This is a genomic window from Ruegeria sp. YKSE079 (assembly GCF_059612845.1).
In genome coordinates, this window is sequence record NZ_JBXWRJ010000043.1 from 1 (window position 1) to 7,444 (window position 7,444).

General features: G+C 58.7%; 7 protein-coding genes and 1 pseudogene. 7 read left to right on the forward strand and 1 reads right to left on the reverse strand.

Annotation, left to right across the window (positions count from 1 at the left end; all coding sequences use genetic code 11):
• Positions 1-110 precede the first annotated feature (110 nt).
• Entirely contained in the window at positions 111-875 is a 765-nt protein-coding gene (locus AC2FMY_RS21790; RefSeq protein ID WP_496808090.1) for a Crp/Fnr family transcriptional regulator, read from the reverse strand.
• 198 nt (positions 876-1,073) lie between these two features.
• Between AC2FMY_RS21790 and AC2FMY_RS21795 the strand changes: the two genes are divergently transcribed.
• The 7 genes and pseudogenes from AC2FMY_RS21795 to AC2FMY_RS21825 all read left to right on the forward strand — a co-directional run.
• Positions 1,074-1,955: a 3-methyl-2-oxobutanoate hydroxymethyltransferase gene (locus tag AC2FMY_RS21795; protein WP_496808091.1), complete on the forward strand. Its 882-nt coding sequence runs from the start codon at positions 1,074-1,076 to the stop codon at positions 1,953-1,955.
• Between the two features lie 126 nt (positions 1,956-2,081).
• Positions 2,082-3,248 (forward strand): ABC transporter substrate-binding protein, encoded by a 1,167-nt coding sequence (locus AC2FMY_RS21800; RefSeq protein ID WP_496808092.1) that lies wholly within the window; start codon positions 2,082-2,084, stop codon positions 3,246-3,248.
• A 61-nt stretch (positions 3,249-3,309) separates the two neighbouring features.
• Positions 3,310-4,257 (forward strand): ABC transporter permease, encoded by a 948-nt coding sequence (locus AC2FMY_RS21805; protein ID WP_496808093.1) that lies wholly within the window; start codon positions 3,310-3,312, stop codon positions 4,255-4,257.
• 80 nt (positions 4,258-4,337) lie between these two features.
• Positions 4,338-5,054: an ABC transporter permease gene (locus AC2FMY_RS21810; RefSeq protein WP_496808094.1), complete on the forward strand. Its 717-nt coding sequence runs from the start codon at positions 4,338-4,340 to the stop codon at positions 5,052-5,054.
• Between the two features lie 11 nt (positions 5,055-5,065).
• Positions 5,066-6,331 (forward strand): ATP-binding cassette domain-containing protein, encoded by a 1,266-nt coding sequence (locus tag AC2FMY_RS21815; protein ID WP_496808095.1) that lies wholly within the window; start codon positions 5,066-5,068, stop codon positions 6,329-6,331.
• The gene (locus AC2FMY_RS21820) at positions 6,331-7,146 is read left to right on the forward strand and encodes an ABC transporter ATP-binding protein (protein WP_496808096.1); all 816 of its coding nucleotides are present in this window, start codon (positions 6,331-6,333) and stop codon (positions 7,144-7,146) included. Before AC2FMY_RS21815 ends, AC2FMY_RS21820 begins: the two co-directional genes overlap by 1 nt.
• An 82-nt stretch (positions 7,147-7,228) precedes the next feature.
• Positions 7,229-7,444, forward strand: a pseudogene (locus AC2FMY_RS21825) (methylenetetrahydrofolate reductase C-terminal domain-containing protein); the annotation flags it as partial.

Here is a 7,444-nt window from a genome sequence, read left to right on the forward strand (position 1 = left end):
GGAGCGCAGCGAATGGTGGCGCGCTTTGAAACCCAGCCCTCAAAAAACCGAGCCGCAAAAACAACCGTGGAGATGAAAGATCTGGTTTAGAGCGCGCCCGACCAAGCGCCTTATTCGGGGAACAGGGCGGCGCCTTCCTGGCACTCGGCGTTCTCGACGGCGTATCTCAGCTGATCGACTTGCCGGATGTAGATCATGCGCTTTTCGATATGAACGATGTCCTGCCGGACCAGAGATTGCAGCACTTCGTTAACCGTTTGCCGCGTGCAATTGACCATATCGGCGATTTCTTGGTGAGAAATTCGCGCCTGAAGGGCCACCGACCCATCGGGTGTCCGCACGCCACATGTTTCGGCCAGGCGCAGGACGACACGTCCCACGCGCAGACTGGCCCTTTGCTTGACCTCGGCCAACGAGTCGCAGGCCAGGCGCAGCCGGGCGCTTAAGAAAGTGATGACGTTCAACCCCAGCTGGGGGTGATCGCGGATGAGCTTTTCAAAGCGCCTGCGTGACAGGATCAAAACATCCGAAGGCTCCAGCGCCTTTGCATAGACGCTCTGACAATCAGCGCCGGATATGCCACCGGCCCCGAACAGGTCTCCTGGGGCGCAGAACCAGAATGTCGTCGTTTGGCCAGTTGGCGCAATATGCTCGATCTTGGCCAAGCCCGAATCCAAAAAGAACACGCAATCCGCGGCATCGTCGGCAAAGCAGATCGTCTCACCGCGTCCGAAGTGGCTCCGGACGGCCTCGGTGCGCGTGCGAATCCTGACAGAAGGGTCGACATTCTCGAACAGATCGACCCTGCGCCAGTACCACGGCGTTTCATCAAGCGGCGCGCCCCAAGGCGCGGGCGACGGAGACAGGTGGCGCATTTCAGGACAGCCGATCAGTTCACCGATTTAAAGAATCTCGGAAATCATGACGAAATGTCGCAATCGTTTCAAGGCTGGAGTCCAAAAAATTGGCGAAATGCCGGGAGTGGCAGCAAGTGTCGGGGCGCCGACAGACAGCGGACGCCAAGCTGTCAAGATCGCTCCAATTCGGAAGGAAGACAGAAAAGGCGTCAGAAAATGACCACTGCCAAACGCAAACGAGTTACCTTGAATTCACTGCGCGAGAAGAAGCGCAAGGGAGAACGGATCACGTCTATCGGTGTCTACGATTCTCCGCTCGCGGCCATTGCCGACAATGTTGGCTTCGATCTGCTGGTGATTGGTAACGCTGGGCCGATGTCGCTCTTTGGGCACCCCGATCCGACGACTGTCAAATTCGAAGAGCACCTTTACATGAGCCAGGCTGTCAGCCGGGTGACCAAATACGGCATCATTGTCGCGCATATGCCCTACATGACCTATCACGTGTCGAAGGAAGATGCTGTGCGCAATGCCGGGCGGCTGATCTCCGAGGGCGGCGCGCATGCCGTCAAATGTGAAGGCAATCGGTTCACCGCTGAATATGTCGCCGAGATTGTCCGCGCTGGTGTGCCGGTCATGGGCCATATCGGCATGCAGGCCTCGCGCCGGGTCGAACAAAGCGGTTTCGGTGTCAAGGGCCGCAAATTCGAGGATGCGCGCGAGATTATCGAGAGCGCGGATGCCTTTGTGGATGCAGGGGTCTTTGCGTTCATCCTGGAGCAAGTCCCGGCGGAACTGGCCGAATTCCTGGCAAAGCGCTATGACGTACCAGTGGTCACACTGGGCGGCGGAACCAAGGCCGATGGTGTCTATCATATTGCTGGCGACGTAGTGGGGTACAGCGCGTTCCCGATGCCCAAGAACCGCCGTAGCTTCACCAATGTCCAGCCGCTTCTGGAAGAAGGCATAACGAAGTACAAAGACGCGGTTTTGGATGGGTCCTATCCGCTGGAAGATGATTCCTTTGCGATGAACGACGGCGAATATCAAAAGCTGTTGGCCCACTATGTCGACGGAAAGACGGTGGCCTCCGCCTAGGGCGGGCCGCTCGGCCACATCGCGTCAACCCCAAGCCGCACAAACAACTCTATCAACAGGGCAAGGCGGGCGCATTTGGTGGCAACGACACTCTGACATTCACGTTTTCATAGGGAGGAGAAACTCATGAAGACACTTTTAGCAGTGGCGCTTACGGGGGCCGGTCTGACCACAGCGGCCGCTCTGGCTGCGGAGGAGGCACAAACATCCTACGCTGAAATCGTCGCCAAGCGCGAGCAGGTGCAGGGCGAGCCCATCCACATCGATTCCAACTACTGGCTGGCTTGGACGGGCGCATGGGACACCGTGATCATGAAAGAAACCCGCGCCTGGGAGCATTGGTTGCCCGAAGGCAGCTCGGTGTCGTGGAAGCGCAACCTCCAGGGCCCACCAGTGATCACCGATCTATTGGCGGGCAAACAGCAGATCGGCTATATCGGCGACAACCCCGCCATCGTGTCGACCACCAAGCGCGAGATCGCGCCGGTCAATCTGGTTGCCGTCAACACCACGACGCCGGGCCGGATGTGCGGGCATTTCATCATCAGCGCTGACGCGCCCGACTTCGCGTCCTTCAAGGAAGCGGCGCAATGGCTGGACGGCAAAACAGTCGGCGTACCGCGCGGCAGCTGTGCCGACCGTCTGGGCCAGGCGATCTTGCAGACCGAGGGCGTCGACGTGACGTGGCAGCAAATGCAGGCCGAGGTGATCGTGACCAGCCTGCAAGCCGGCAAGATAGACGCGGCAGCGGTATACGAGCCCCATTCATCCAAGGCGGTCTATGATGGCTTTGCCAAATACGCCATCGCGCCGGCGCCCTACGGTGAAGCCGACGCCGACGCGATCGTTATGCGTGAAGATTTCATCCAAGAGCATCGCGACATCGCCAAGGCCTGGCTGAAAGCGAATATCGAAGCGTTGTTCTTTATGCGCGAAGAGCCTCTGCAGGTCATCGATTACGTCAAGAACGAGCTTCCTGGATATTCCAAAGAAGTTCTTTGGAACGCGATCTACGGCAATTTGCCTGCGGAAACCGGCGCGGGTGAGATCGTTATGACCGGGCAGATGGCGCTGACGGATGAAATGCGGGATATGCTGCAGCGCGGCTATGACTTCCTGCACGAAATCAACGTCGTGGTTGAACCTGCTTTTGCGGAAGGGGCCATCCAAGACGACCTAATCAACGAAGTCTTCGATGAATTAGGTTTGGACCCGAGCAAGCCGCTCTTTGTTGTGAAAGAAGGCGATCTGGGGGCGAACCCTTATTCTGGCGACGAGCTTGCCCAGAACTGATCCCCCTTCTTTTGTCAGAGCGCCTTCGGGCGCTCTGCTCTGACATATCATGGAAAAAACAATGAGTGTTTCACAACTTGCACCAGCCAAGGATTCGGTGCGCTACAAACAGACAGGGCCGGGTGTTGGTAGCGTAGGGACAGATGCACGCGAGGCGGCGTTGCTTGCAGCCTTCGCAGAGGGTCATCACGGGCATTCCAGCCGGTTACAAAGGCTTATCCGCAATCAGACCACGCAATTCGGCATCATTGGCTTTGTCGCGTTTCTGTTGGTCTGGCACCTGACAACCGATGTCTTCACGCTGCCGCGGTTCAACTTTCTGCCTGCGCCGATTGACATCTTCTCAGACTGGGTCAGCACGGATCCAAAATACGGTGTCTCATTGTTCACACCGATCTACTATGAGCACATTTTTGTCAGCGTGCGCCGGGTTCTGCTGTCTTTCTTTATCGCCGTGGCGGCGGGTGTTCCTTTGGGCATCTTGCTGGGCTGGAGCCGGACGTTTTACAACTTTGTGTTTCCCATCGTCGAGCTGCTGCGCCCGATCCCGCCCTTGGCCTGGGTGCCCTTCGCAGTGCTCTTGTTGCCGGGGGTCGAGTCCTCGGTCGTCTTTGTCACTTTGCTTGCGGCCTTTTTCGCCACGGTTCTGAATACGGTGCTTGGCGTGTGGTCGATCGGGGAAGACTATTTCCGGGCGGCGCATTGTCTGGGCTATCGGCGCGTCGATGTGTTGATGCGCATCATTGTTCCAGGCGCCATGCCTTTTGTGTTCACCGGGCTGCAAATCGCCATGGGCGTGTCCTGGTTCTCATTGGTGGGCGGCGAGATGATTGCCGGTCGGTCTGGCCTCGGCTTTCTGATCTTTGACGCCTACATGCAGGTCGCCTTGCCCAACATTGTCATCGGCATGATCACGCTGGGCATCCTCGGCTATCTCTCAAGCGCGGGCATTCGATATGTCGGCAAACGCCTTATGGCTTGGCAAGAAAAGGGGAGAGCGGGACAGTGAGTGCACAGCTTTCTGGATCATCACTTGTTTGGGCGCGCTGGTCTCGCAGACTGACCTCGCCCGTGTTTTGGCAAGGCCTGATGGGCGTCTTCACCTTCTTCGCGGTCTGGCAAATTTCCCGGTGGATCGGATGGCTGACGGTGATCCCGTCGCCGATCGAGCTGGCCGCCGGGGTGCCCGAGGAAATCGCGCGCCAGGGCTATTGGCAGAACTGGGTCGACAGCAGCCGCAGGGTCTTTTCCGGCTTTGCCATCGCCGCCGTCTTGGCAATCCTGCTCGGCGTCGCCATGGGGATGAGCGAGCGGTTCCGCGCCTTGACCTTTCCTCTCTTTGAGATAATGCGGCCGATCCCGCCCTTGGCCTGGCTTCCCCTGGCGATCCTGTTTTGGCCCAGCTCGGAAACGACGATGATCTCTTTGACCTTCGTGGGCGCATTTTTCCCGATCTTGCTGAACATTCTGGTGGGCATCGACAAGATCGACCCAAGATACAAGCAGGCGGCTTTGTCGCTCGGGTCCAGCCGTGGGGCGATGTTTCGACGGGTGATGCTGCCAGGCGCGCTGCCCTCGCTGTTTACGGGGCTGAGCATCGCCATCGGGATCACCTGGGAGGTCGTGATCGCTGCTGAAATGGCATCGGGGACAAACGGGCTTGGGTACATGACCTGGGACAGCTACATGACCCATTCCATGGTCGGGATCGTTTTGGGGATGTTGAGCATCGGTATCGCGGGCATGGCGTCCAGCTGGGTCATGCGCAAAATCGGTGACAATGCCACACCTTGGCGCCGGAACTGAGGAGGCAGACCATGATGACATTTGAAGAACGTTTTGCGGTTTTGCGAAAAAACCGCCATCTCGGACGGGCGCCAGAAGGGGTCTTGACCGCGCTGGCCGAAAAGTCCGAAGAGATCGACTTTGCCAAAGGGACAGAGATCTTCAACCGCAAGGATCCCTCGGACAAGTGCTATATCCTGGTCTCTGGCCATGTCTCGCACCCCGAGGTTCAAGCGGCAGAAGAGCAGTATTCCATCGCCCGCGAGACAGCGACGCAGAGCCAATTGTTTGGATGGGGCGCCGCTGTCGAAGGGCTGCCGTCGCGGATCATTTCTGCGCGCTGCGATGTGCCGACAAAGGTGCTGGCCTTTGATGGGCTCTGGTTCCAGAACCTTTGCCGTGAACATGGCGAGCAGGGCCTGCGTGCGCTGCAGGATCTTGTGCGCAGTTATGCCGGGCACGAACGCCGCATTGGCGGGCGGCGCGGATGGTTGTCGATCCGCAATGCGCAAAAGGTCTATGATCCTTTGGGCAAGGCCGTGGTCGCGGTGGACGATTGCTCTATCGAAATCCGCCCGGGTGAATTTTGCGCGATTGTCGGGCCGTCGGGCTGCGGGAAATCCACGCTCCTCAATGCGGTCGCCGGGTTTGACAACCTGACCGGAGGCGAGATCTATCTGGATGGCGAATGCATCAACTCCACTGCCATCCAGCCGCGTCCAGGCCCCGACCGTATCGTCGTCTTTCAACACGGCGCCTTGTTTCCCTGGGCCACCGTTTTGGAAAACATGATCCGGGGGCCCATCGTTCAGGGTAAAATGTCGACGGAACAGGCGGTGACCCGGGCGCGGGAATTGCTTGCCCAGGTTGGCCTCGGCGGCGTCGAGGACAAATATCCGGCGGGCATGTCCTCGGGCATGTGCCGGCGCGTCGAAATCGTTCGCGCTTTGATGAATGATCCCCGGGCGATCCTCTTGGACGAGCCGTTTCGGGGGCTGGATGCCTTGACCAAGACCGTGGTGCACAATGCGCTTTTGGAGATGTACGAGATGGACCGCAAGACGGTTCTCTTTATCACGCACGATCTGGAAGAGGCGATCTATCTGGCCGACAGGGTCCTGGTCATGACAACCAGGCCGGGCAGTATCAAGCAAACCATCTTTGTCGATCTGCCCCGACCGCGCCCGACCGAGCTGCTCGGTAAGGAAGAGTTCCTGCAGCTCAAGGATGAAGCAATCGCGGCCGTGCACGAAGAGGCCGTGAAGGCCTTCGAAGCCGGCGAACGGGAGATGGCATAATGGCACAGACAGCAAACACCGCCGAAGGGCATTGCGCGGTCAACGCGGTTGGAAAGGTCTTCGGCACCTCATCGGAAGGCGCAGAGATTGTCCTAAAGGACTGCACCTTCGATGTGCCTGCGGGCAGTTTGACGGTGCTCTTAGGGCCCTCCGGCTGCGGCAAGAGCACTTTGGTGCAGCTCATTGCGGGCTATGCCAATCCGACGCTTGGCTCTGTCACACTAGATGGGACCCCCGTCACCGGGCCAAACACCGACCGCATCGTCGTCTTTCAGGAAACGGCGCTCTTTCCGTGGATGACCTTGCTCGACAATGTGGCTTACGGTCCGATCCAAATGGGCGTACCGCGCCGCGAGGCCGAGTCCGAAGCCAAAGCCTTGCTGCAGGATGTCGGGCTGATTGCCTTCGCTGACCGCTTTCCGTCGCAGATTTCTGGGGGAATGCAGCGCCGGGCCGAAGTGGCCAGAGCGTTGATCGCGCGGCCGAAGCTGATGCTGCTTGATGAACCTTTTCGGGGGCTTGACCACATGTCGCGTGGTTTGATGCAGGAATACTATCTCAAATTGTTTGACCGGCACCATACGACGACGCTGTTTGTGACCTCGGAGATTGACGAGGCTATCTTCCTCGCGGATCGATTGGTGGTGCTCAGCTACAAGCCGACAGTGGTGCAAACGGTGATCGATGTGCCACTGGAGCGGCCGCGCGACTTCCAGATGCTCACCTCGGCGACCTATGGGCAAATCAAGGAGCAAGCCTTGGATCTTCTCTATAACGAAGCCCTGAAAGCGTTCGAGACGCCATCGGCGGCGTAGGCCGCCGCGTCCATCACCCAGACGTCAAACGAAGACACGCGCCGGATGATCGCATCCGGCGCGAACAAGAGGAGTGTGTCCAATGTACAGTGTCCGGCTGTTCGCCATCCGACATTCACGGATGTTCAAACGGGTCTATGACCTGTTCGAACACGCGCTTGTCGCGCTTGACCCAGTGTTTCGGGCGATCGGTTATGACCGGCTCGAGCGTCCGGTGGCCGTGGTCGAACGCGCCGCCAAAGGGCTGCTGTTCGACTGCAAGATGTGTGGGCAATGCGCGTTGTCCTCAACTGGCATG

Coding starts and splice junctions, on each gene's coding strand:
- AC2FMY_RS21790 (WP_496808090.1), bottom strand. CDS start 875: ATGCGCCACCTGTCTCCGTCGCCCGCGCCTTGGGGCGCGCCGCTTGAT.
- AC2FMY_RS21795 (WP_496808091.1), top strand. CDS start 1,074: ATGACCACTGCCAAACGCAAACGAGTTACCTTGAATTCACTGCGCGAG.
- AC2FMY_RS21800 (WP_496808092.1), top strand. CDS start 2,082: ATGAAGACACTTTTAGCAGTGGCGCTTACGGGGGCCGGTCTGACCACA.
- AC2FMY_RS21805 (WP_496808093.1), top strand. CDS start 3,310: ATGAGTGTTTCACAACTTGCACCAGCCAAGGATTCGGTGCGCTACAAA.
- AC2FMY_RS21810 (WP_496808094.1), top strand. CDS start 4,338: ATGGGCGTCTTCACCTTCTTCGCGGTCTGGCAAATTTCCCGGTGGATC.
- AC2FMY_RS21815 (WP_496808095.1), top strand. CDS start 5,066: ATGATGACATTTGAAGAACGTTTTGCGGTTTTGCGAAAAAACCGCCAT.
- AC2FMY_RS21820 (WP_496808096.1), top strand. CDS start 6,331: ATGGCACAGACAGCAAACACCGCCGAAGGGCATTGCGCGGTCAACGCG.